Annotated in this window: 21 protein-coding genes; 13 read left to right on the top strand and 8 right to left on the bottom strand. The window is 40.0% G+C overall.

Going from position 1 to position 22,576, the window contains the following annotated elements; all coding sequences use genetic code 11:
- Positions 1-142: 142 nt before the first annotated feature.
- On the top strand, positions 143-436 hold the full coding sequence (locus R3D71_07415; GenBank protein ID MEZ5691475.1) for a hypothetical protein: 294 nt from the start codon (positions 143-145) through the stop codon (positions 434-436).
- Between the two features lie 7 nt (positions 437-443).
- Here R3D71_07415 and R3D71_07410 read toward each other — a convergent pair whose 3' ends face one another.
- On the bottom strand, positions 444-704 hold the full coding sequence (locus R3D71_07410; GenBank protein ID MEZ5691474.1) for a hypothetical protein: 261 nt from the start codon (positions 702-704) through the stop codon (positions 444-446).
- Positions 705-781: 77 nt separating this feature from the next.
- Here R3D71_07410 and R3D71_07405 point away from each other — a divergent pair, with 77 nt between their 5' ends.
- Positions 782-4,462 carry a glycoside hydrolase TIM-barrel-like domain-containing protein gene (locus R3D71_07405; protein MEZ5691473.1) on the top strand — a complete coding sequence of 1,227 codons (3,681 nt, stop codon included), beginning with the start codon at positions 782-784 and terminating at the stop codon, positions 4,460-4,462.
- A gap of 22 nt (positions 4,463-4,484) precedes the next feature.
- Here the strand turns inward: R3D71_07405 and R3D71_07400 are convergent, their stop codons facing one another.
- Complete coding sequence (locus tag R3D71_07400; protein MEZ5691472.1) at positions 4,485-5,030, bottom strand: PH domain-containing protein; 546 nt, start codon at positions 5,028-5,030, stop codon at positions 4,485-4,487.
- Between the two features lie 109 nt (positions 5,031-5,139).
- Here R3D71_07400 and R3D71_07395 point away from each other — a divergent pair, with 109 nt between their 5' ends.
- The 4 genes from R3D71_07395 (at position 5,140) to R3D71_07380 (ending at position 7,770) form a co-directional block, all read left to right on the top strand.
- A complete protein-coding gene (locus R3D71_07395; protein MEZ5691471.1) occupies positions 5,140-6,066 on the top strand; it encodes a DUF2793 domain-containing protein in 927 nt (308 codons plus the stop codon).
- The gene (locus R3D71_07390) at positions 6,063-6,332 is read left to right on the top strand and encodes a hypothetical protein (GenBank protein MEZ5691470.1); all 270 of its coding nucleotides are present in this window, start codon (positions 6,063-6,065) and stop codon (positions 6,330-6,332) included. Before R3D71_07395 ends, R3D71_07390 begins: the two co-directional genes overlap by 4 nt.
- Positions 6,333-6,515: 183 nt before the next feature.
- Positions 6,516-6,950, top strand: a complete 435-nt coding sequence (locus R3D71_07385; GenBank protein MEZ5691469.1) for a lysozyme — start codon at positions 6,516-6,518, stop codon at positions 6,948-6,950.
- Between the two features lie 157 nt (positions 6,951-7,107).
- Positions 7,108-7,770: a hypothetical protein gene (locus tag R3D71_07380; GenBank protein ID MEZ5691468.1), complete on the top strand. Its 663-nt coding sequence runs from the start codon at positions 7,108-7,110 to the stop codon at positions 7,768-7,770.
- 39 nt (positions 7,771-7,809) lie between these two features.
- On the opposite strand, the gene R3D71_07375 is transcribed toward R3D71_07380, so the two are convergent.
- Positions 7,810-9,111: an anthranilate synthase component I family protein gene (locus R3D71_07375; protein MEZ5691467.1), complete on the bottom strand. Its 1,302-nt coding sequence runs from the start codon at positions 9,109-9,111 to the stop codon at positions 7,810-7,812.
- Between the two features lie 41 nt (positions 9,112-9,152).
- On the opposite strand from R3D71_07375, the gene R3D71_07370 reads away from it, so the two are divergent.
- On the top strand, positions 9,153-9,356 hold the full coding sequence (locus R3D71_07370) for a hypothetical protein (protein MEZ5691466.1): 204 nt from the start codon (positions 9,153-9,155) through the stop codon (positions 9,354-9,356).
- A 9-nt stretch (positions 9,357-9,365) separates the two neighbouring features.
- Here the strand turns inward: R3D71_07370 and R3D71_07365 are convergent, their stop codons facing one another.
- A complete protein-coding gene (locus R3D71_07365) occupies positions 9,366-11,012 on the bottom strand; it encodes a hypothetical protein (GenBank protein ID MEZ5691465.1) in 1,647 nt (548 codons plus the stop codon).
- 80 nt (positions 11,013-11,092) lie between these two features.
- Positions 11,093-11,938 (bottom strand): aminotransferase class IV, encoded by an 846-nt coding sequence (locus R3D71_07360; protein MEZ5691464.1) that lies wholly within the window; start codon positions 11,936-11,938, stop codon positions 11,093-11,095.
- 61 nt (positions 11,939-11,999) lie between these two features.
- Between R3D71_07360 and folK the strand changes: the two genes are divergently transcribed.
- The 6 genes from folK (at position 12,000) to dapD (ending at position 16,345) form a co-directional block, all read left to right on the top strand.
- Positions 12,000-12,530 carry a 2-amino-4-hydroxy-6-hydroxymethyldihydropteridine diphosphokinase gene (gene folK, locus R3D71_07355; protein MEZ5691463.1) on the top strand — a complete coding sequence of 177 codons (531 nt, stop codon included), beginning with the start codon at positions 12,000-12,002 and terminating at the stop codon, positions 12,528-12,530.
- A complete protein-coding gene (folP, locus tag R3D71_07350; GenBank protein MEZ5691462.1) occupies positions 12,523-13,278 on the top strand; it encodes a dihydropteroate synthase in 756 nt (251 codons plus the stop codon). Before folK ends, folP begins: the two co-directional genes overlap by 8 nt.
- Positions 13,275-14,579, top strand: coding sequence for a folylpolyglutamate synthase/dihydrofolate synthase family protein (locus R3D71_07345; GenBank protein MEZ5691461.1), 1,305 nt, complete (start codon positions 13,275-13,277; stop codon positions 14,577-14,579). The genes folP and R3D71_07345 overlap by 4 nt, the downstream gene beginning before the upstream one ends.
- 111 nt (positions 14,580-14,690) lie before the next feature.
- A complete protein-coding gene (locus R3D71_07340) occupies positions 14,691-15,281 on the top strand; it encodes an HNH endonuclease (protein MEZ5691460.1) in 591 nt (196 codons plus the stop codon).
- Positions 15,282-15,290: 9 nt separating this feature from the next.
- Positions 15,291-15,491 carry a hypothetical protein gene (locus R3D71_07335; protein ID MEZ5691459.1) on the top strand — a complete coding sequence of 67 codons (201 nt, stop codon included), beginning with the start codon at positions 15,291-15,293 and terminating at the stop codon, positions 15,489-15,491.
- A 38-nt stretch (positions 15,492-15,529) separates the two neighbouring features.
- A complete protein-coding gene (gene dapD, locus R3D71_07330; GenBank protein MEZ5691458.1) occupies positions 15,530-16,345 on the top strand; it encodes a 2,3,4,5-tetrahydropyridine-2,6-dicarboxylate N-succinyltransferase in 816 nt (271 codons plus the stop codon).
- 41 nt (positions 16,346-16,386) lie between these two features.
- Here the strand turns inward: dapD and R3D71_07325 are convergent, their stop codons facing one another.
- The 3 genes from R3D71_07325 to gltB form a co-directional block, all read right to left on the bottom strand.
- The gene (locus tag R3D71_07325; GenBank protein MEZ5691457.1) at positions 16,387-16,566 is read right to left on the bottom strand and encodes a hypothetical protein; all 180 of its coding nucleotides are present in this window, start codon (positions 16,564-16,566) and stop codon (positions 16,387-16,389) included.
- A gap of 167 nt (positions 16,567-16,733) precedes the next feature.
- A complete protein-coding gene (locus R3D71_07320; GenBank protein ID MEZ5691456.1) occupies positions 16,734-17,810 on the bottom strand; it encodes a hypothetical protein in 1,077 nt (358 codons plus the stop codon).
- 144 nt (positions 17,811-17,954) lie between these two features.
- On the bottom strand, positions 17,955-22,511 hold the full coding sequence (gene gltB / locus R3D71_07315; GenBank protein ID MEZ5691455.1) for a glutamate synthase large subunit: 4,557 nt from the start codon (positions 22,509-22,511) through the stop codon (positions 17,955-17,957).
- Between the last annotated feature and the right edge of the window lie 65 nt (positions 22,512-22,576).

Raw genomic sequence — 22,576 nt, 5'->3', positions numbered from 1 at the left:
AATTTATGAGTAATTATAATATTGCCCATGCCGCGCGATCATGGGTTGGTACGTCTTTTCATCATCAAGGACGGCTTAAAAAAACCAATGTCATAAAGGTGGGGTTGATTGTTTAGGTCTACTGATTGGGGTAGCGAAAGAGTTGAGACTACCTCTTATAAAATACGATGAGACAAACTATCCACATTATCCTGATACTGATTTACTTAGGAAAAAACTATCATCTCTAATGCTAGAAATTCCAAAAGATGAGATTGAGGTTGGTGATATATTGTTACTTAATATTGGTGATAGAGCGCAGCATTTAGCTATTGTAAGTGAATATAAAGGGCAGAAGGCGATAATACACGCTTACGCCCCAGCACGAGCGGTAGTTGAGCATATTCTGGATGAATGGTGGAAAGACAGGATAGTGGCGGCTTTTCGGGTTAAATAAAGATCTATTATTTCTTTATAATTTCTGATCGGATAGAACTATCAGGAGTTTGTGGTGAGTTAAGTTCGCCAAGTTCTCTTTTACTTGCCGCATGTTCTGCCATCAAGACACCAACTCCACAACCGCCTGCTGCTCCTAAAATAGCACCGGGTAAGCTGCCGGCGGCTGCTCCAACACTACCAAATGCTATTGAGCCTGCGGTGCATGGATTTTCCTGTACCAATGCTTTTATCTGTTGTTTTACGGTTGGTTTTTGTTCTTCTGACATTTTAGTTACTTACTGTTTTATCATACATATATCAAGCTTTTTTATAAAATAAGATTAATAATTTTTAAGGAAAAATTATGGCATCAATTATTTTAAGTTCCGTAGGTTCGGCTGCGGGAGCGGCGACCGGTTTGCCTTTTGGCGCGCGGGTTGGTTCGGCGTTAGGGCGGATAGCGGGTGGAATAATAGACTCAAACCTAAATAATGGCAAACTTGACGGGATAAGGGGAGGAAGGCTTGCGGATCTCGCAGTGCAAAGCTCGGCATATGGTAATATGATACCAATTATTTATGGAACAGTGCGTATTGCTGGAAATATAATCTGGTCGCTTCCTATTAAAGAGATAATTGTTACTACTACTAGTTCAGCGGGCGGTGGTAAAGGTGGTGGCGGTAAGGTTAGTCAGACTTCTAGCTCATATAGCTATTCGGTAACACTGGCGGTAGCTGTTTGTGAGGGTGAGATAAGCGATATCATAAGAATATGGGCGGACGCTGGTCAGCTTGACCTATCACGCTATAATATTCGTATCTATAAAGGTGGTGAAAGCCAGTTGCCAGACTCGCTGATTCAATCAATTGAGGGAATAGATAAAACTCCTGCTTATCGTGGTCTTGCATATGTGGTATTTGAGGATTTCCCTTTAGCTGATTATGGAAACCGGATTCCTAACTTTACCTTTGAGGTTAAGAAAAAGTTTCTTTACGCTGATTATGAGGGTGAGACGGCAGAAGATATGATTAGCGCGGTCGCCATGATTCCGGCCGCTGGTGAGTTTGTCTATGATACACAGGTAGTAAACAAGGTTTCTGGTGTGCAGGTAGGGACTGAGTGGGCGCAGCAGGGCAATATACAGCCGGTTAATAGCCATAACGTAAATGGTATAGCGAATTCACTACTTTCTCTTAATCAGCTTGAGCAGACTTGCCCGAATATTGGTTGGGTTTCGGTGGTGATCGCTTGGTTCGCTGATAATATGGATATAGCTTCATGTAGTATTAAGCCCGGTGTTGAATATAAGGAAGGGGCTACTACCAGCCCTAATATTTGGTCGGCGGCGACTTATAATCGCTCTACCGCTCGTCTCATAACTCAGATTAACAATATACCTCAATACGGTGGTACGCCAGATGACGCAAGCATATTACGCTATCTTGATGAGCTTAAGGTACGTGGATATAATGTGATGTTCTATCCAATTTTGTTTATGGATTTGAGTGGCAAACCATGGCGTGGTGATCTTAGTGGAGGCATAGGTACTGTTGTTAATTTTTTTACTAAAACAGATGGTTATAATACATTTATAAACCATTACGCGAACTTAGTGAAAGATAAAGTGGATGCTTTTTCCATAGGCTCAGAGTTAAAATCCTTAACTGGAATTACCGATATGTCTGGTAATTATCCGGCGGTAAGTGAACTGGTAAGTCTTGCGGCGAATGTAAAATCAATTGTTGGAAGTGGAGTTAAGGTTACTTACGCCGCTGATTGGTCAGAGTATCATCATGACGCTAATGGTTGGTATAATTTGGATCCTTTATGGGCATCATCAGATATTGATTTTATTGGTATTGACGCTTATTTCCCGCTTACTGATAGCGTTACTCCGGTTTATGATATAGACGCGATAAAAGCCGGATGGACTTCTGGTGAAGGATACGATTGGTATTATAGTGATGAAGAGCGTACGACAAAGGTAAATCTTACACCACAGTTTGCATGGAAGAATTTGGATTGGTTTTGGAAAAATAGTCATATTAACCCTGATTCGCAGACAACTGGTTGGGTTCCTCAATCCAAGAAAATATGGTTTACTGAATATGGTTTTCCAAGCGTTGACGGCGCTTCTAATCAGCCGAATGTATTTTACGCTCCTGACAGCATAAGTAGCGCGTTTCCCTATCACTCGAAGGGTAGGGTAGATTTACGAGCGCAGCGTAGTGCGGTTGTGGCAACCGAGTCACAATGGAAAAACTCGGCTATGGTTGAGCATATGTTTGTTTGGGCGTGGGACGCGCGACCATTTCCTTACTGGCCGGATTTGACAGATGTATGGAATGATGATGTAGTTTGGAAAACTGGACATTGGCTGCAAGGTAAATTTGGGATTTCTAATTTAGCGGCGGTGGTTTTGGATCTGACCACGCGCTCCGGTCTTGAGGAGAGTGATATTGATGTAAGCGCTATCAGTCAGCAGCTTGAGGGATATGTGATTACTTCACAAAAAACTATCCGTGAGGCGATTGATGACTTAAGAAGAGCCTATTTTTTTGATGTGGTAGAAAGTGATTATATACTGCGCTGTGTATCAAGGGGTGGCAGTAGCTCACTAAGTATAGAAGAGGATAGGCTACTGATAGATAGTGATAACCAGCAATCAGCAACTTCATTTAAGATTATTCGTAGGCAGGAGATAGAGCTTCCAGAGCGTATCAATGTGCTTTATCTAAATCGTCTGTCTAATTATCAAACATCTACACAATATTCACAACGTGAGATAACGAGTAGCAGGGATAGCGTTACTATAGATTTACCGGTGGTTATACCGGATCAGGTAGCGAAGAATATAGCTGATATTGCGTTGTTTAACGAGTGGATAGAGCGTACAATTTATAATTTTGATTTGCCAATACGTTACGCGGCGATGGATCCGGCTGATATTATTACCATAAATACCGCCAGCTCTTCCCATGATATGAGAATAGTATCAACCTATATAGGCTCACCTAGTATGGTAAGAGTTAGCGCTGTCGCTGAGGATGTATCGGTTTATGATATTTATAGCGATATTTCGGCGGATGATAAAAGCTTATTACAATCCAATATAGCGATAGCCGTAAGTAGGATGGAACTTTTAGATTTGCCATTATTTCCTAGCGAAAGTGAGTCATCGGCTGTTATTAGAGTAGCTGTATCAGGACTTGGTGATAATTGGGGTGGGGCGGTAGTATATCGTTCTGATGATAATGGTAATAATTATTCCGTATTTATCTCTGTTGATGAGCCAGCTGTTATTGGTACGGTGGTGGGTGGCTTAGCTACTGGAAGATCTGTGGTATTTGACGAAAAGAATTATGTTGATGTCGTGCTTATTGGAGACTCTTCATTACAGAATGTGGATGAGATAGCGGTATTAAATGGCGCTAACGCCGCTTTACTTGGTGATGAGATTATTCAATTTAAGAATGCCGAACTTATCGCTGAAGGACAATATCGTCTGAGTGGTTTGCTGCGTGGCAGGCTGGGGACAGAATACGCTATTTCCGGCCATGTCGCTGGTGAACGCTTTATTTTGCTTGATGGGTCTGTACTTAAAAAAACAGTAGCGAGTAATTTAATCGGTCTTAAACGGCAATATAAGGCGGTGAGTGTTGGGGGCAGCATAACAGAAAGCGTAGAGCGAGATTTTACTTATATGGCAGCGGCATTAAAGCCTTATAGTGTAGTACATATAAGCGGCGCGCGTGATGGTGGTGGCAATCTTACCATAAGTTGGGTGAGAAGAAGCCGCACGGGTGGTGATTGGCGGGATTTGGTTGATGTGCCGCTTGCTGAGCAAAGCGAGTTATATGATGTGGAGATAATGGATGGTGGCAGTGTGGTTCGTAGTTTTCTCTCACTTAACAGCCCGTCAGTTGGTTATAGCGCAGCGCAACAGATAACTGATTTTGGCAGTGTTCAAAATAGCGTAAACGTCAGGATATATCAGATTTCAGCGATAGTCGGCAGAGGGTATGAGGCACTTGCTGTTGTGTAGAGTAGGTAATATTTTGTTCCTATCACCCAGCAAGTAGTTTTTTCTTTTGAGATTGGAATTCCTCTTCGGTTAGGTGTCCTTTTTCCCTGAGGGCGGCGAGTCTTTCTAGTTGAGAAGCAATATCAATGCCCGCTGTGTTTGATGGTGTGTTGTCTTCTTTACCTGAATATAACTTCTTACGGGCTATCTGCATTTGCTCTTGAGTTACCTTAACGAACGGCATGATAGAGCTTTTCAGTACCATTCGTATTTGGAAAGCACTAGCTCCATCCCAAACGGTGATTGAACCAAAAAATACAGTAAATCCATGATCAATTGATTGGATTCTCTCTAGCGGAACTTGTAATTGGCGAAGCCCGAACAGCATACCACGATTTAAGAAAATTATCCGCTTATTGGTGCAAACCGCAAGCCAAGTAGCGTTATTCATTAAGCCAGAAGTGACAGCCTTTACCTGTTCATCGCTGGATAATATCTCAGGAAGCGCGCGTACTTCTTTTTTAGTCCAGAAAATATAGCTGTGTTTGTAGGAATTTATTTGATTCCACACCTCATCTAACGTTGGCATTTATCACTCTCTTACAAAAAAGATTAAAATATCACCTTCCATGACTCTATCTGAAAATAGAGAATATATAAAGTATTAATATTAATATCAGTATTATAAGGAATAAGAAATGGCAACGACATCTCATCTTGGAATTACGTTTGTTGAGCAAGCGCAGGCACAGAAAGAAATTACGGTTAATCAGGCGATTACTCGGATTGACGCGGTGCTTAATAGTGGCGCTAAAAGTCGTGTTATAGCGACTCCTCCCGTATCTCCCGCTGCTGGTGATGTTTATATAGTAGCTGCATCCGCGACCGGTGATTGGTTAGGGCAGGATAGTAACATTACCTATTTTGATGATATATGGCGGTTTATAACTCCACTTGAAGGTATGACTTTATGGGTAAGTGATGAGGATTTATTGTATAGTTATGACGGCGGTAATTGGGTGATTTCTAGCAATCCAACGGAGTTTCAGAATCTTGATAAGTTAGGGGTTAACACGACAGCGGACAATACTAATAAGCTTGCCGTTGCCAGTGACGCTATTTTATTTAACCATAATGGTAACGATATACAGGTAAAGCTTAATAAAAATAATTCCTCAGATGTTTCCTCATTCCTATTTCAAAGTGGATTTTCGGGAAGGGCGGAGTTTGGAACTCTATCTGATGATAATTTTACTCTTAAAGTATCGGCGAATGGTTCTTCATGGCTAGATAGTTTGAAAATAATAGCTTCTAGTGGGCGGGTGGCGTTTAAGTCCATTGAAAGTGGTATTTCCGCTTCTGGAAGTACGCAGGCGGATGCCGCTACTCTTACTAAAACTATAAATGAGGTAACTACAGTATCGGTGGGACAAGGTGTTGTTCTTCCACAACCAGAGGCGGGAGAGTTGTTCGTTATCGCTAACCAATCAGCTAACTCTCTTAATGTATATCCGGCAAATGGTCATTCAATTAATAATTTGTCAGCTAACAGTTCTCTGTCTATCGCCGCTGATAGTAGGCTGTTGTTATGGGCAGTAACTAATAACAAATGGTATTCAATATGATAGAGCAAGAAACATCAGTTAATTGGCGGGTGGATAAGCGTATTCCGATTGCTTTGCTCGTAACTTTATTTTTGCAGATCGCAGCAGCCCTTATTTGGGCGAGTCAGCTAAACGCTCGTGTTGGGATGTTAGAGCAAGAGTCACTAAACTCCGCTTTATTTGGTGAAAAATTAGCGAGAATTGATGAGAGGTTGCAATCAGTACGGCAACATATGGAAGATATTAAGGATAAGGTAGAGAATATTGATGAGAGATTGTCTAAGTAGCTTATAATTTGTCCCCGTGAAAGACTACTGTCTTTCACATGAGACGAAGCTGAAGGCTCGTGCGGTCTGCTGACCGCACATGGGGTGTGCGAGAAAACTGGTGCTCAGGGCTGGCACCGTCTGCTGATGGTGCTTCTTGTTCCCTTTTCCTCTGGAAGAGGGGCAGGGTGAGGGAAGGCTAATATGAAAACATCAAAAAATGGGATAGAGCTTATTAAGCGATTTGAAGGATTTTCGGCAGAGCCATATTATTGTCCAGCGGGGAAATTAACCATTGGTTACGGACATGTTATGTCTGGTAAGGAAAGAGAGGGTTTACTGACTATTTCTAAGGAAATTGCAGAGAATTTACTAAAAAAAGATATTGAGATAGCGGAGAAAACGATTGCTAGGCTGGTTAAGATTGAAATAACACAAGGTCAGTTTGACGCTCTTGTAAGCTTTATTTATAATATCGGCAATCAAGCTTTTGAAAAATCTACATTACTTAGGATATTAAATGATGGAGAAACAGAATTAGCGGCTGGTGAGTTTAAGCGTTGGGTCTATTCAAAAGGAAAGAGGCTGAGAGGTTTAGTAAAACGTAGAGAAGCTGAAAAATTGTTGTTTTTTAGTTAATTAGTGTGATTAATTAAATAATTTATGCTATTATGAACATGTTGTAACATTATAATATCCAGAAAAAACAGAACATTCATAAAACTGTAATACACAATAATTTATTTTTGTTTATACTGAGAATATAGAGTTAGTTAAATTACATGCGGAGAGCATTATGAGTGATGATGGCGATATAAACAAATCTATGGCAGATAAATATTCTGGTAAGGGACCTGGTAATTCTACGACAGCGGGTGCTGATTTTTCTGGAAAGGAACAACCTGTAGGAGGTCATGATACTCATGCAAAGACATCTGAGGCTGCTGGTAAAGGTGCCAAAGCCGCAAGTAAGACAGCTGATGGTTTTTTCGCTAAAATTAAAGAGGCGTTTACAAAAGGTCAAGAGGGAAAAGCTGTTACCGATTCTGAGCATGGTGCCAAGAAAGCAGTTCGCGTAGAGAATATGAAGACAGAACTTGCTAAAAGTGGGCTGAGTGATGAAGCAAAGGGAGCTTTGGAAAAAAAGATCTCACACCATTCTGATAGGTTGAACGCTGCAAGGAGCAAAACTTTTTCAAAGAATTATACAATTGCTGAGGGTGCCGCCGCGCGTATTGGTGCTAATTTTGGTCCTTCTGCCAATGGTTTTGAAAAAGGTATGCGTGGTACTGGCGCGGTTATTGGCGCGGTATATGCTGGTAATAAAGTTCTTAACCCTGAGCGTGATGATGAAGGTAAAGTTAAATGGGCTTCCACTATAGCAAAAACTGCCGCTGGTGCTGCTGTTGCTGCCCTTGCTCTTGCCGCTGGTGGTAAAAACCGCGCTATGGGGATATAATTTAAAGTTTTAGACTTTTTGGTTTTGAGTTTGAAATTCTTACAAGTTTTTCATAATATTTTCGTCTATACTAAGAGTAAGCATTACTCCTCTTGCCTTATTTATGGTTTCTTCCAGTTCTTTCTCGGGAATTGAGTCGGCGATGATCGCTCCTCCCACTTGAAACTCAAATTTTTTTCCTTTCATAATCAGAGTACGTATTACCACGGACAGGTCACAACTGCCATCGCCACCAAACCAGCCGATTGTGCCGCTATATATTCCTCTTTCTTCTTTTTCTAATTCGCTACATAAATTCATCGCCGCTATTTTTGGGGTGCCGGTCATAGATCCAGGAGGAAATACTGATTTTACGGCATCAATAGTACTGTAATCCTCCCCTTTTTCTCCACTTATGGTGCTTGACATATGGTGGATTGTGGCGTGGCTGGTAATATCAAATAGAGATTCGGTTTTTACGCTACCGGTTTTACAGCATTTGCTTAAATCGTTACGGGTGAGATCAACTATCATCAGATTTTCAGCTTTGTCTTTTGCGCTATTCTCTAAATCATTTCTAAGCCATTCGTCTATTTCGCTATTTTTTAGGTTACGTGGGGCGGTTCCTTTTATCGGGCGGCTGGTTATTTTGCCTTCTGAATTAATATTTAAGAATGATTCGGGGCTTGATGAGAGAGTATACGTATCATCCAACCTTATAAAAGCGCTATAGCAGGCGGGGCTTACTTCACATAATTCTCTAAATATCCGCAAGTAGTCAGGTGTCTTTTCAGATTCCCCATAAAATTTTCTGGTCAGATTAGCCTGATATAAATCACCATTATTTATTTTATCAATTATATATTCCACGTTCCGCAGATATTCATTATTAGTCATATTTGATGATATGTTTTTTACTTGTGGGATAGGTGAGGTGGTCTTTTTAGGATTTGATAGCATATCTGGTAAGTTTTTACTGTTGCTATACATGGTAATCGTTTGCTCTTCATGATCAAATATATATATATTATTAAATTTCATCATGTATAGGTTAGGAGAATTCAGCCAACCTGTCTCATCATTTTCTAATTCTTCTAGGCTGTTTTTTAATCCGTATCCTAAATAGCCAAACCAAGCGTTAACGAATTTTTCTTTGTCAGATGATAATTTTTTGGCAAACTCAGTGAAATTATCACTGATTATTTCTTCATTAAGTCCGTGAGCAAGCAGGCTATGACGACCGGAATATCCTGTATTTACTCCTGAATACAGTAATACCCACTTTTTCTCATTAATGTGTGACGCTATGTCTAAAGGATGCTGCCATTTAAGTTTTGTTGGTGTATATTGTGTCTTAGGCATTTTATATTAGCGGTTATTAAATCATTATTAAAGGGTAATAGATGCTTTCATTATTTAGGAAGTTATTTGGTAAAAGAAAAGCAAATAAATTCATGCCACCAGAGAGTTTATCTTCTGAGGTGATGAAGGACGTAATGAGAGAAGTGGATTTTCTAAAAGAAAATCACAGAGTAGATGTAAGAGAGCTATCGGAAGGAGAATCCCCAACCACTCCAAAAAGAGCGGATGAGGACTCTACGACATAATATCCCGTGTTATCTAGCTGGTGCTTGCTGTAAGGTAGGAAGCACCGTCTGGTTGAATAGCCCCATGATCTGCCCAACATTTTTGCCGTTAACAGTACCGCTACTTTGTATATTAAAGCTAAGGTCTGTTTTATTTGCAGGGTCTGCTTGCAGATTTGCCAAAAAGTTTTTAACAGCCTGAACAGTAGATGGGGATATGTATGGAACCGCTGAAAGTTGCTCAGGATCAACCAGATTTATAGCGTTTCTTATACGATTATAATAATCATACATATCATCAATCATGGTTGGACATTTGTTACATACAAGGTTTAGCTCGCCTTCTGGAAGTAGGCTTTTTTCATCTTTCTTGACATAACCATCAGCTTTTATACCATAGCGCTCGGTGGAATATTCTAAAGACGAAAGCTTGCCATCAACGCTACCAAAATTTTTAGTTCCCGCGACATTTCCCTTAAGCACAAACTCAGTTTTTCCGTGAGAAGCGAAATCAGGAATCAATGAGTGAATAAGACCAGCTCTTTGCTCTTCGGTAAGGGTAGCTAGTTTTTGTTCTACATTGTCCTTCTTATTCAATAATTTATTGTCTATCATCTGATTCAATGTCTCACTTAACTGCATTCTAAGCACAGTCCTGAATAGTTCATTTGTAGTCGCTTCACTTTTTACATCAACTCCAAAATTGATATTATCACCATCGGGTTTGCTATGTACGATGAATTTTCCATCAGTATCGTACAAGGCGTTAGATATGTTATATTTATTAACATTTATGTTAAATGGCATGTTAAATGGAGATTTTTCAATGTTTTTCCAATCACTAAGATTATTAAGGCTAATAGACACATCTATTTCCCCACTTTGTTTGCCATATAATGACATCGGAACAACTGGCTGATTTGGAGCTATGTTTTTCATGTAAACACTATAAATTTTATCATAAGCTTTGGTGAATTCTATGTTGTTGAATTTAATGTACAATCCCAAACCTTCAGAGCCATTATTTGGTGAATATGAAACACTAAAATCCGCGTTATCCATAGAACTAATCTTTTCATTTGTATCAGCGTTGTTTGATACAAAACTACCACTTTGACATTTCAGCGAGCGTATCTTTTGCGGAAAATCATTGTCAAATTTTATAACTCTAAAATCCCACATATTGTCAAATATGCTATTTTCATTCTTTATTTCCAAAGAACACTGGCTTGGGGATGATTGGGTAGAGACGATATTAAAAATTTCGTCACCTATGGTACTTTTTTGTTGCCAATTTCCATTAATTGAACTGGTAAATTTGTTAGAGAATATATTTGTACTTATTCTAAGCACACCATCAAGATTTACCTCTTCATTCCAATTTTTTACAGACCCACCTATAACCACTTTAAGAGCTCTATCAAAATTGGTATTTTTAAGTATGTCTCCTATGTTACTTTTGATATGAGGATTTTTTATAGATACGGTCATATTAAGAGGGAATCCCGATACATCAAGCGAGTCATAGGAGAATGATGAATTGTCGGTATTAAGTTTGGCAAGAGCGGTCTCAAAATCTTTTTTTACCGCTGTAGCGCGGTTATTCCAGCTAATACCAAGCGCTGCGGCTGCGGTAACTACAAAGACTACTAATACGATAACCAATAATTTGCGCATTTTATCTCACTTCCTGACAATTATTTATTAAATTACAATTTTATGCTCCAGACAGGTGGTACGTGAAATAGTAATTTATTTCAAGTTTTTTCTATATCAATTTCCAATAAATTATTTATTGGTTCAATAAGTTTTATTACATTTTGATACTGCCATTTCAGTTCTATCGGTTGTATTTGGATAATTGGTAATATCTTCCAAGCCACATTAGTTATGAATACAGCGTCCGCTGACTTTAGCTCATTTATAGTAGCCGCGACTTCCTTTACTTTTCCTTCTTCATTTTTGTATAGCTTTATTAATGTTGCTCTTATACTTCCTTCTAACATTCCGCAAGAGAGTGAGGGGGTATGTAATATATTATCTTTTAGCCAAAATATATTAGCGGAACTGGTCTCACATATCTCATTTTTATTATTGAGCAAAAGAGCGTCAAAGCATTCATTTTCTATTGCCTCAATCCGTGCCAGTGTGGAGTTTAATCCCTGACATAGCTTATATTGTACTGGTAGCATATCGGTAGATATTTTCTTATAAGAGCTGAGCCATAGGCTTGCGTATTTTTCCTTAAGTTGCGGTTTTTCCATAGTTTCTATAATAACCGTTGGATTAATTCCTTGTTGTGGCATATAGCCACGTCCGCCAATTCCTCTGGTTATTTGGATACGCAGTAATCCGTTTTTTATGTTATTTTTTTTTAGTAATTTTTTAGATAGTGACTGTAGGTTACAAGTATTGTAATTTATTTTTACAGCATTGAGTCCTTTTTCTATTCTAGCGAGATGCCACTCCCACTGATATAGCTTGCTATTTTTTATTATTATAGTGTCAAATATTCCATCACCATAGCGAAAACCACGATCCTGCGGTGATATGCAAGCTTTATCTTCTTTAATCAGTTTGTCGTTGAATATCAGATAATCCATAGTTATTAAGAATAAATCGGTTATTGTATTATTGCTTGCTTATATTTATAGCTAGTAAATCATGAAAAAACAAAAAATAATATTAGGGTTGGGTAGCAATATTGGAGATAGGATGGAAAACTTACGTTCTGCTATAAGTAAGTTAACTAACTATTTGTTAGTAGAGAGTATTTCCTCAATCTTTGAATCTGTGGCATTACTGCCGGAAGGAGCGGTTGAGGATTGGAATAAGCCGTTTTACAACATGGTATTGGTGGTTACTAGTGACATGTCACCTGACGAAATTATATCTATAACTAAGGCTATTGAGGAGGAAATGGGTAGGGTGAAGCTTGGTCATTGGAGTCCGCGTAATATTGACATAGATATTTTGCTATTTGATGAGCTGGTTATAAAGCAAGATGATTTGCGAATTCCGCATAAAGAGATGCTGAAAAGGGATTTTGTTTTACTGCCGATGGTAGAAGTAGCTGGTGATTTTAAGTATCCACAAGAAGGGAAGTATAAAGGTATGGCTATTGCTGATATTGTAAAAGAAAAGGGATTTAAGCTTGGTGATACAATAGCTAAAATTGGTAAGTTACATGACTAAACTGGTTGGTATTATAAATGTAACTCCTGATTCTTTTTCTGACGGAGGAAGTAGCTATCAAGCGGAAGACGCGGTGAGTAATATAAAAAAATTAGTCGCTGATGGGGCTGATATTATAGACATAGGAGCGGAATCAACCAGACCTAACGCTATTCCTATACCAGCGGATGAGGAATGGGCAAGGCTTGAGCCTGTTCTTTCATTGATTTCAGGTGTGGATATTAAGGTTAGCGTAGATACTTATCATCCACAAACAGCTAAGAGTTCTTTGAATATAGGGGTAGGGTGGATAAATGATGTATCTGGGCTTGCTAATATTGAGATGGTTGATGTGGTAAAAGATTCTGATTGTAAGCTAGTGGTTATGCACTCTCTTACGGTTCCGGCTAATAAAAATGTTACTATGGAAGTTGATTGTGATCCAGTGGAAGTTGTTTTGCGCTGGGCGGAAAGATGTTTTTCTGATCTTGAGGCGCAGGGTATAAAAAAAGATAGGATTATTTTTGATCCTGGTATTGGATTTGGTAAAACAGCCAAGCAGTCATATCAGATAATTGAGGGGGTTAGCAACTTCAAGGAACTTGGTGTTCCTATATTAGTTGGGCATTCGCGTAAATCTTTTATGGGTGTGAAAGCGGTAGATGGTGACATTGATGATGAGACTATAAAAATATCAAAATTTTTGATAGAAAACGGGGTGGATTATCTTCGGGTGCATAATGTGAAGCGACATAAGGAAATTTTATGAGTGATGTGATTGAGCAGTTTTTGAAGCGTTTGCACCATCCATTTATGGTAGGAATAGATTTGTCACTGGAGAGGGTGATGCGTTTGCTTTCCATGCTTGGTAATCCTCACAAGAGTTTGCCGCCGGTAATACATGTGGCGGGAACTAACGGTAAGGGGTCACTTATCGCCTATTTACATTATATTTTTGAGGAAGCTGGGTATCGTGTTCATCGCTACACTTCTCCTCATTTAGTACACTTTAGTGAGAGGATTATCGTTCAGGGTAAAGAAATAGAAAATGACTATGTTGAAAAGATATTTCACCATATGACACCAGCATTGCAGCGTCAACAGGTTACTTTTTTTGAGGCGGTAACAGTTGCCGCTTTTATAGCGTTCGCTGAAAAACCAGCGGATATATTATTACTGGAAACTGGGCTTGGTGGCAGGTTGGACGCTACTAACGTGGTAACAAAACCACTACTTACGGTGATTACCCCGATTGATGTGGATCACACGGAGTTTTTAGGAGACACCATTGAGCAAATAGCGGCTGAAAAAGCGGGAATAATAAAGAAAAAAGTGCCATGTGTAATAGGGAAGCAGGGTTTTTCTCAAGTATTGGAAATATTGGAAAAAACCGCTGGAAAGATGGAAGTTCCCTTATTCAGGCTTGGCAAAGAGTGGAGAGTGGATGGTGAGCGTTATATCTCAGAAGAAAAAAATATTGAGCTTACGCCATCGCTTGCCGGTGAGCATCAATATGACAACGCGGCGACCGCCGCAGCTTGTATTGAGCTAATAACTAAAATATATCCTGATAAATTTTCTATTAGTGAAGCTAATATAAAGAGTGGTCTTACAAAAACTATATGGCCAGCGCGTATTCAGCGGCTTGATAGCCACCCTTATATTGCTATGTTACCAAATAATACTCAGTTGTGGCTGGATGGAGGACATAATTATCAAGGTGGACAGATGCTTGGCAAGTGGTTGAAAGAAAAGAGCGAAGAGTATGATATTTATCTGATATGTGGAATGATAAAAGGTAAAGATAGTAAGAAGTTTCTTTCTATGCTTACGCCACATATTAAAATGCTTTGCGGGGTTACCATAGTTAATGAGAGTAATACACAGGCGGGAAGTATCATAGCGTCTATGGCTAGTGATTTAGGTACTCATTCTTTAAGTTGTGAGAGTATAGAAAAAGCGCTACTTACCATATCTGGTGAGATAATAGATGGTGGTAATAGAAAATCTCTTGTTTGTATATGTGGTTCGCTTTATCTGGCGGGAAGAGTGTTGGAAATTAGTGGCTGAGAATATTTTTTACAGATGATTGTATTAAATAATTTGTTTACTAATTTTTTTATTAGGTTAGTTTTGCCGAATGAAGAATGTAGACTATATTGGTGATCTGGAAGTAGCTTTATGAAATGGAAAGATTTTATACATAGTTTAATAATTGATTATTGTAGTGATAGGGGATCACGAACATTTACTCTTCAAGATTTTCAGAGATCTAAGGATACAGAGATTAGAAATTTTAGTGAGAGAAACAAACACCCATTTGATAAACTACGGCAGCAATTACAATTTTTAGAGAAAGAAGGTGTGTTAACCTTTGTTGATAACAGAGGTACATATACCCTTAGAAAACCATCTTTGCTAGAAGGAGAGTTATTTGATGAGTCGGCTGCCAGTGTATATGGTGATGAACCAAATAAAAGAGAGTATGTAATAGAAACATTCTCTCGTAATAGGGGATGGGTCAAAGAGGCAAAAGAAAGGTTTGGTACATATTGCTTGCATCCAGATTGTGATAATACGTTCAATAAAGCGGATGGATTGCCTTATATTGAAGTTCATCATATTGTCCCGTTATTTGAGGGAGGGGAAGACGCTGTGTGGAATCTTGCGGTTGTTTGCGCTCACCATCATAAAATGGCTCATTTCGCTGATAGTATGACGCAGCGGGACTTAAGAAAGTTGTTCTTGTCTGTAGTAGAAAAAAAATTGTAGAGCTTATTGATGGATGAATCTAACAAGGATTGGGCATACGCTATAGCGTTACGTATTACTGATGAATTATCAATACAAAATGATTTTCCAGAGGATACCACTATGTTATGTGGTGTATTGGAGAGGTTATTTTTAGAAAATGAATGGGCGATGCAAAAGATAATAAGTACGGGTATTATAGAAGAAGATTATTTTGAATATCTTGATTAGATAGATGTTGGTTGTTAATAAAATAAGGAAAAGACTAAATGACACTACAGAATATTATTGAAGCGGCGTGGGAAAATTGCGCGGAGTTGAGTGTATCCACGAAAGGAGAGGTTAGAGAAGCTGTTGAGACGGCTTTGAGAGATTTAGATAGTGGGAAGGCGCGGGTAGCTGAGAAGATTGATGGCAAGTGGCGGGTTAATCAATGGCTTAAAAAAGCTGTTCTTTTGTCGTTCCGCTTAAATGATAATTCTCTTATGGAGTCTGGTGTATTACGTTATTTTGATAAAGTTCCAACTAAATTTAATAGCTGGAGTGAGGAAGAGTTTAGAACTGCTGGTTTTCGCGCGCTACCAGGCGCGATTGTCCGCCATTCAGCTTACATAGATAAAGATGTGGTGTTGATGCCAAGCTTCGTAAATGTTGGGGCTTATGTTGGAGGTGGCACAATGGTTGATACTTGGTCAACTATCGGTAGTTGCGCGCAGATAGGTAATAATTGCCACATATCCGGTGGTGTTGGGATTGGTGGTGTATTAGAGCCACTACAGGCGGAACCAGTAATTATTGAGGATAATTGTTTTATCGGCGCGCGCAGTGAGGTTGCCGAAGGGGTTATAGTTGAGGAAGGCTCGGTAATTTCTATGGGAGTGTATCTTGGAGCTTCTACCAAAATTATTGACCGTGAGAGTGGTGAGATTATGTATGGTCGTGTCCCTGCCTATAGTGTGGTGGTTTCTGGTACGACAGCTGGAAAGACAGCGGATGCTCCAAGCCTATATTGCGCTGTTATCGTAAAAAGAGTTGATGAAAAGACCCGCTCAAAAACAGGGATAAACGACCTGCTGCGCTATTAGGTTTTATAGAGCTATCAAAGACTGAAAAAACTATAGGTAGTTTATCTGGTTTGCTTTATTTTGGCTTTTTCAGATTCGGCTTGAGTTGTGTCACCAACCTTTTCTGTTGGCTTACCCATATTTTCGGCTTGATAGTGAGGACGCTCTTTTCCCGCGTTAAGTATGGACGGTCTGATAGGATTTTTTTCGCCGTCATTTATATTTCCATTGTCATTTGTCATAAAAACCTCATATGATAGTTTCATCGTTCACTCACGGATATTAACAGAATTATCAAATCTTGTTTGTTACGATTATATGAATCTTATATTTATAGGTATCAATTCTTGTTCTTCTGTTAAACTAAGTTGTTTCAATTGTTTAATTATTAAACGACGATTATTGGTTTTTATCCGACATGCTGTGACCCTTGAGCCGCTTCCTGCTCTTGCTTGTTTTTAGAATATGCGACCCAACTGCCAGTTGCTACTGCGACTATAGCGGCAGGAATTAAGAATTCTTTGCTCTTAGCACCTTTACCAATACGTTTTAGCCAGCTTTCCTCAGCGGTTTTTGTGGCTTCAGTGACGGTTTCTTCTATTTTTTGAGTAGTTTGTTTTATTGATTCAGGTTTGAAGCCTAATTCTTTTAACCTATGTTTCGCAGCGGCAAGATCATTTACACGTTGTTCCCTTAGCTCTTTTAGGTGTTCCATTTCCCGTGCAATGGCTTCTCTTATGCTATCCTGTGGACTTCCTTTGAAAAAGGATACTATCTTACCCCTTTTCCCTATTAAAAGTCTAGTTTCTTCTGCTTGTGAGCTGATGGCTTTTCTTTCTGCAAGTGTCTGTTCTCTTGGTGTAAGGGTGGGTAAAATCTTTCCATTTTCAAAGTTAACCCTATTAGCTTCCAACTGGGGAGCGAACTCCGTAAGTCTAGAGTCTTTCTTTACTAGACCAAGGTTTCTTTTCATTTGTTCAGTAAGTGCCGAGCGTTCCGCACGGTCAGCTTTATTATATTGCTCTATATTATTTTGTGACAATAACTCCTGATGAGAAAGAGTAGTCTCCTGCTCAGCTGATCTTCTAGTGTAATCTATTATACCGTCACTTGTTATTTCTAAGCTTTTTCTTGGTAGTATTTCAATTTTAGCATGTGTTCCAGCGGTTTTATAGTCTTTTACTTCCCACATTCCAATCGGCTGTGTTACGCTAGACATAGGTTCTCTTACCGAGTCTAGGTCAAGCTTTCCAACCTTAAATACAACATCAGGATTGTCTTTAGGAGCAAAAATAATACTTTTACTATAATGATCTACACCAAGATACTCAACATCATGAAAACCTTTTTTGGTGAATAAATTAGTAAGATTTCTCCTAAACTTGTTTGGTAATGAGTAAGGCTCACCTGATATTTGGTTATCACGCATACGCTTTTCCCAAACATCGGCGATATTAGCTGTACTACTTTTATCACTGGATGACACGATAACGATACTCTATTTTTTTACATATATGCAGTATCATAACAGTAGTGACGACCTATATAAACAGAATTGTTGTTACATTTTAATTACAGCTATATTACTAGTGCAATGTTTTGTAACGTATTGATTTATATGTTTATAATGTCAGCCCTTAGCCTTTTTGCTTTTTTTTATTTCATCACTCAGTGGGAATTCTAACTTATCAAGCATTTCTTTCGGGCAGATTTGCCAGAACTTAGGTAGTTCCCACTCCCAGCCAGAGAGGATACTGTCAGCTCTTGGCGAACCGGTTTCTTTTAGATGTTCCTCTATAAGTTCTTTAAGGGCGTTTTCCCAATGAGAACTAGCGATTTTTTGATAAACTACATTATCCTCATTAACACGGGCGGTAAAATGATCATCCTCATCATAGACAAACGCCATACCACCGGTCATTCCAGCGGCAAAATTATGCCCGACATTACCGAGTATGACAGCAATGCCACCAGTCATATATTCACAGGCATTTGATCCGCAGCCCTCAATAACGGTAATCGCGCCAGAGTTGCGTACGGCAAAACGTTCACCAGCCTGACCGGAAGCGAATAATTTTCCTTCAGTCGCTCCGTAAAGTACGGTATTTCCGATGATAGTGTTTTCGTGTGGAATTAGTTTGCTGGAAGGGCGAGGGCGAATGATTATGGTAGCGCCAGATAGTCCTTTTCCGACATAGTCATTGGAATCACCATATAATTCTATTCTAAGGCCACGTACCGCGAACGCGCCAAGTGACTGACCGGCGGATCCACGAAGTTTAAGAGTCACATGGTCAGGAAGAAGTTTTGCTGTATCAAAACGACTTTGTATCATTGATGATAGGCGTGCGCCGATGCTTCGCATAGTGTTGCGTACAGTATATCCTAACTGGATTTTCTCACCACGCTCCAGAGCTACCCGCGCGTCTTTAAGCATTTGCGCGTCAAGCGTATCTGGCACTTCATTTCTGGAGGTAAGGACGCAATAGCGAGGGTGAGTTCCGCAATCAGCTTGCGCTAGAAGGTTGTTAAGATCAAGATCAACCAGATCTTCGCTGCCTCTATTTACTTGTGATAGGAGGTCAGTACGTCCAACAATATCATTAAGGCTGGTAAAGCCAAGAGATGCTAGGATTTCACGTACTTCCTCAGCGATAAAGCTGAACAGATTGATAACTTTATCAACCGTACCCTCAAATCTTTTACGAAGCTCAGGGTTTTGTGTAGTGATACCAACTGGACAGGTATTGCTGTGGCACTGACGCACCATGATACAGCCCATCGCTATAAGAGAACCTGTTCCAAGAGCGTATTCCTCCGCGCCAAGCATGGCGGCGATGACAATATCACGTCCAGTTTTAAGTCCACCGTCAGTTTGTAGTTTAACACGATGACGCATCCGGTTTAAGGTAAGTACTTGGTTGGTTTCAGCAAGTCCCATCTCCCAAGGGATACCGGCGTGTTTTACGCTGCTCCATGAGCTGGCTCCAGTCCCTCCAGAGTGACCTGAGATGACTATTTTATCAGCCATCGCTTTGGCGACACCGCTAGCGATAGTTCCAATTCCTGACTGCGCTACAAGTTTTACTGATACTAAAGCTCTAGGATTTATTTGTTTAAGATCATAAATAAGCTGCGCTAGATCCTCAATTGAGTAAATATCATGGTGTGGTGGGGGTGATATTAACATAACCCCCGGTGTTGAGTGACGTAACTTAGCTATTTCCACGCTTACCTTAAATCCAGGTAGTTGACCACCTTCACCGGGTTTAGCGCCTTGCGCCACTTTTATTTGTAACTCATTCGCGCTGTTTAGATATTTCGCGTTTACCCCAAACCTACCGGAAGCTAGTTGTTTTATATTTGAGTTAGCGTTATCACCGTTATCGTATGGTTTATAACGATTCTCACCTTCGCCACCTTCACCAGAGTTGGAATTAGCCCCCATCCGGTTCATGGCGATAGCGAGGACTTCATGGGCTTCCGCTGACAACGCTCCGAGTGACATGGCAGGCGCGATAAAACGTTTACGGATTTCGGTAACAGATTCAACGTCATCTATGGCAACTGGGTTATTAGGTGAGTTAAAATCAAGTAAGTCACGAATGAATATAGGAGGGGAGGCGTATACTTCCTCAGTGTATTTTTTATAAAGCATAAAAGATGATTTATTAAGAGCATCTTGCAATAAATGTATCTGGTTGCCGTTCCATGCGTGTTTCTCGCCACTCATACGGTCACGGTAAAAACCGCCTATCGGCAGAGGTTCGCTCTCATCTACCGTGAAAGCGTTTTTATGCTGATTATTTATCTTTTTTTCAATTCCGGCAAGTCCGATACCAGAGATTCTGGACGGTAAATCAGGGAAAAACTCAGCGACCAGTGAGCGTGATAGACCGATAGCCTCAAAATTTACCCCACCACGATAGGCGCTTACTATGGATATACCCATTTTAGACATAATTTTAAGCAATCCAGCGCTCATAGCCTCTTGGAAATTAGTGAGAACTTCTTGTAGAGTCTGTTTTTCAAATAGCCCGTTTTTGTGTCTTTCAATAACGGTAGCTTCGGCAAGATATGGGTTGACGGTGGTCGCGCCAACACCGATAAGGACAGCGAAGCAATGAACGTCAATACATTCTGCGGTACGGACGAGTATAGAGGCTTTTTTGCGTAATTTTCTTTTTACAAGATGAGTCTGCACCGCTGACACGGCTAGTATCATAGGTATGGCGGCGTGATCTTTATCCACATTCTCATCGGTAAGTATTATGTATGATTTACCGGAAAGTATAGCTTCCTCAGTTTGTTTTATAACATTATCAAGACCTTTTCTTATACTGTTTCCACCGTCATTTACATCAAACAAAGTATCTATTTTAGTGACACAATCGGTAAAATATTTTGATATAAAATCCATCTCGTTAGAAAGCAGGAGAGGGGTGTCGGCTATTAATATCTCACTATGAGATTTCTCTAGTGATAGATAATTACCGTCATTACCAAAACGAGTGAATAGGCTCATTACCCGTCTTTCCCGCAAGCTATCAATCGGTGGGTTAGTCACTTGACTGAAATTTTGGCGGAAGAAGTGGTGGAAGCCACGCTTTTTACCGGAGAGTATGGCAATCGGTGTATCATCACCCATAGAGCCGACTGCTTCCTTAGCGTCACGCGCCATTGGATGGATTATCGCTTCTATATCCTCATGAGTATAACCATTCGCCCTTTGTAGGGTACGAAGATTCTTCTGGTCAATTGGTGGGTTTACCCTTTGCAGATTGTTTGATGGCTTTTTATCTTCCTGCTCAATAAGTTCCCGTAGCCACATTATGTTGCTTACCCAGTCACTATAAGGATATTGGGCAGATAGACGATCTTTAAGCTCTTCATCTCTGTAAAGCTTTCCTTCTCTGAGATCTATACCGATAACATCACCCGGACCGAGTCTGCCACGTTCAATAATATCAGAATCGTCAACCTTTACCATGCCACTTTCGGAACATACCATCAATATATTGTCTTGCGTTATGGTGTAGCGCATAGGGCGTAGACCGTTCCTGTCCATTCCAGCGATTATCCACTTTCCATCGGTAGCCGCGATAGCCGCTGGTCCGTCCCATTGTTCAGATATACCATTTAAGCAGCTAAACATATCCTTATGTTTTTGCGGCATATCAGAAGTACGTGACCAAGCAGGTGGGATTAACATTAGCTTGGTAAGTGGAAGTTCACGTCCGGCACGGGTAAGAACCTCAACCACCGAGTCAAGAGCGGCGGTATCAGAGGCGTTATTTGGTATAACCGGTATTATATCTTCCTCAACACCCTTAAAATTCTCGCAACTAAAGGTAGTCTCGTGACTGCGCATAAAATTAGTATTACCTTTTACGGTATTTATCTCCCCATTATGAGCGAGGATACGGAAAGGCTGAGCTCTATGCCAAGCGGGGGCGGTATTGGTAGAAAAGCGCTGGTGGATTATAGCGTAAGAGGAAATGAATTTCTCATCAAGCAAATCAGGATAGAAAGCGGTTAGTTGTTCGGCTTTGAACAGACCCTTATATATGAGGCTACGGCAGGATAGAGAGCACACGTAAAAATCATTTATAGAATGAGAGCGTACGGAATTTTCTATACGTTTTCTGATTATATAGAGATCAAGCTCAAACTTATCCTCATCTATACCGTCCTTGCCTGAGATAAGTATTTGCTCAATTTCCGGTCGTGAATCAGAGGCGATCTCGCCGATCACATCCGCATGTACGGGAACTTGTCTCCAGCCATATATATGGTAGCCAAGTTTTAATATCTCATTTTCAATGATAGCTCGGCATGTTTCTTGATCAGCGTAATTTTTTCTGGGTAGAAACATCATACCTACAGCCAACTTATCACTACGCAGTTTTCTACCGGAATGCGTTATATGGTTACGGAAAAAATCTTGTGGTATCTGTATGTTGATACCTGCTCCATCACCAGTTTTGCCATCAGCGTCAACGGCTCCACGGTGGAAAATAGATTTGAGGGCTTCAATACCAGCGTCAACTATGGCGCGGCGTGGTTGACCATCAATAGAGGCTATGAAGCCAACACCACAGGCATCATGCTCATCCTTTGAACTATACATACCTTTTTGCTCAAGATATTCAGCCCGTTTGTTCCAATCCTCATTCCATGACCACATATTTTTTACATCCTATTTATAACAAAGAAACATTATCTAGCATTTTTTCTAGCTTTTACCATATA

Source organism: Rickettsiales bacterium, assembly GCA_041396965.1.
Classification (GTDB): domain Bacteria; phylum Pseudomonadota; class Alphaproteobacteria; order Rickettsiales; family SXRF01; genus SXRF01.
Note: the sequence above shows the minus strand (reverse complement) of the source record. Positions and strands in the feature narration are given on the sequence as shown.

Excerpts from the sequence above, each read along its gene's own strand:
- R3D71_07410 (MEZ5691474.1), bottom strand. The coding sequence starts at position 704 with ATGTCAGAAGAACAAAAACCAACCGTAAAACAACAGATAAAAGCATTG.
- R3D71_07405 (MEZ5691473.1), top strand. The coding sequence starts at position 782 with ATGGCATCAATTATTTTAAGTTCCGTAGGTTCGGCTGCGGGAGCGGCG.
- R3D71_07400 (MEZ5691472.1), bottom strand. The coding sequence starts at position 5,030 with ATGCCAACGTTAGATGAGGTGTGGAATCAAATAAATTCCTACAAACAC.
- R3D71_07395 (MEZ5691471.1), top strand. The coding sequence starts at position 5,140 with ATGGCAACGACATCTCATCTTGGAATTACGTTTGTTGAGCAAGCGCAG.
- R3D71_07390 (MEZ5691470.1), top strand. The coding sequence starts at position 6,063 with ATGATAGAGCAAGAAACATCAGTTAATTGGCGGGTGGATAAGCGTATT.
- R3D71_07385 (MEZ5691469.1), top strand. The coding sequence starts at position 6,516 with ATGAAAACATCAAAAAATGGGATAGAGCTTATTAAGCGATTTGAAGGA.
- R3D71_07380 (MEZ5691468.1), top strand. The coding sequence starts at position 7,108 with ATGAGTGATGATGGCGATATAAACAAATCTATGGCAGATAAATATTCT.
- R3D71_07375 (MEZ5691467.1), bottom strand. The coding sequence starts at position 9,111 with ATGCCTAAGACACAATATACACCAACAAAACTTAAATGGCAGCATCCT.
- R3D71_07370 (MEZ5691466.1), top strand. The coding sequence starts at position 9,153 with ATGCTTTCATTATTTAGGAAGTTATTTGGTAAAAGAAAAGCAAATAAA.
- R3D71_07365 (MEZ5691465.1), bottom strand. The coding sequence starts at position 11,012 with ATGCGCAAATTATTGGTTATCGTATTAGTAGTCTTTGTAGTTACCGCA.
- R3D71_07360 (MEZ5691464.1), bottom strand. The coding sequence starts at position 11,938 with ATGGATTATCTGATATTCAACGACAAACTGATTAAAGAAGATAAAGCT.
- folK (MEZ5691463.1), top strand. The coding sequence starts at position 12,000 with ATGAAAAAACAAAAAATAATATTAGGGTTGGGTAGCAATATTGGAGAT.
- folP (MEZ5691462.1), top strand. The coding sequence starts at position 12,523 with ATGACTAAACTGGTTGGTATTATAAATGTAACTCCTGATTCTTTTTCT.
- R3D71_07345 (MEZ5691461.1), top strand. The coding sequence starts at position 13,275 with ATGAGTGATGTGATTGAGCAGTTTTTGAAGCGTTTGCACCATCCATTT.
- R3D71_07340 (MEZ5691460.1), top strand. The coding sequence starts at position 14,691 with ATGAAATGGAAAGATTTTATACATAGTTTAATAATTGATTATTGTAGT.
- R3D71_07335 (MEZ5691459.1), top strand. The coding sequence starts at position 15,291 with ATGGATGAATCTAACAAGGATTGGGCATACGCTATAGCGTTACGTATT.
- dapD (MEZ5691458.1), top strand. The coding sequence starts at position 15,530 with ATGACACTACAGAATATTATTGAAGCGGCGTGGGAAAATTGCGCGGAG.
- R3D71_07325 (MEZ5691457.1), bottom strand. The coding sequence starts at position 16,566 with ATGACAAATGACAATGGAAATATAAATGACGGCGAAAAAAATCCTATC.
- gltB (MEZ5691455.1), bottom strand. The coding sequence starts at position 22,511 with ATGTGGTCATGGAATGAGGATTGGAACAAACGGGCTGAATATCTTGAG.